At 41.3% G+C, this 1,425-nt stretch carries 2 protein-coding genes; both read left to right on the top strand.

All coding sequences use genetic code 11. The annotated features are described in order from the left end of the window. Positions 1-501: SDR family oxidoreductase (locus tag A3761_RS01700; protein ID WP_156491498.1), on the top strand; the 501-nt coding region annotated here is incomplete at its 5' end. Between the two features lie 376 nt (positions 502-877). Then, the coding region (locus tag A3761_RS01695) for a hypothetical protein (RefSeq protein WP_068749690.1) at positions 878-1,425 on the top strand (548 nt) is incomplete at its 3' end.

The raw sequence follows: 1,425 nt of genomic DNA, 5'->3' as shown, positions 1-1,425 counted from the left end.
GTTTATGGCACCAAAGCCTTTCTGCCTCACCTTGAAGCATCGGGCGAAGGTCATGTGGTAAATATTTCCAGTATATTTGGCTTAACTTCACAGCCGTTAATGAGTGGTTATAACGCGAGTAAGTTCGCTGTTCGAGGGTTTACCGAGTCTCTTCGTCAGGACTTGGAAATTACCGGTTCAAAGGTCAGCACTACTTGTATTCATCCTGGTGGTATAAAAACAAATATTGCTCAGTCAGCGCGAGTTGACAAAAGCTCAATGAAAGTGACTGGGGCAACTAAGGAAAGTACCTTAAAAGAGTTTGAAAAAATGTTTGTTCATACGCCTGATAGTGCAGCAAAGACTATTCTTAAGGGTGTTAAGCGCAATGATAGGCGTGTGCTGATTGGTGCTGATGCGAAGGCGTTTGATGGCGTAGTGCGTCTTTTCCCAACGGGTTATCAATGGCTGTTCACAAAAGCAATCAAGTGGCGCAGTAAGGCTGCTAAGAAGTTTGCATAATTAGGTGTGTTGATTGCTGGCAGAGAACTCTACTCATAGGTGTATATCAAACTCAAACTGTGAGTTGCGTGCCAGCGATGAAGGTAGGTCACAGCCTACAAGCCGAAAGTTCCTTTTGTATACATTGAACTTATCGGCTTCCTCCTTGTCTGACTCAAAACCCTGCTAATAAATGATAATTAGAAACAGTCCATATTATTGAAAATTTAACTATACACTGTAAAGTTGTTGTGGTTTTATAGCTACCTAATTTACGAGGTAAGCCGTAAAAGTTATGAGCTTTTCCTCGGGGAAAAATATATTGCGTAAAATATAGTCGTGTGAATATATAGTTCGCACAACTGAAATAAGAGCAAAAGAATAAACGGGTGAAATCATGAATTTTATCTTCCTAGGCTTAATAAGCATCTTATATTCGAGTGCCTTATTGGCTACAGAAAACTCAGCTGAAACATCTACCAAAAGTCCTCAATGGCTTACTGATTGGCAGCAGGAAAGGTCGGAAGGTGGAATTGGTTCTGAGTGCCGAAAGCATGTCAGCAAAATTATGCAGTGTCGTTTTAAGGTGGTTGTCGATGAATCTCACGAGGCACTTACAGCCGTCATTCAAGATGTTGAAGGCTTCAAAGAGTGGGCGATCAGTGTATTGATTTCTGAGCGAGTAATGTATGAAGAATCTGATCCCGATACTTATGTTTATACAACCTATAACTTTACCGGTGCCTACAATAGAGACGCTCTAAGCCGGTATTCTATGGTGACGGATATTGAGGGACGCAGAAACCGTATTAACTTTATCACCGTAGATAAGCCTTATGAACCACGAGACTTACGTTTAGTTCGTTTCCCTTTAATGGCGGGCTACTGGCAGTTTACAAGCCTGGGTAATGGTCAGACAGAAATAGAACATCAAAGTTTTACTCA

This window comes from Oleiphilus sp. HI0123 (assembly GCF_001635315.1).
Note: the sequence above shows the minus strand (reverse complement) of the source record. Positions and strands in the feature narration are given on the sequence as shown.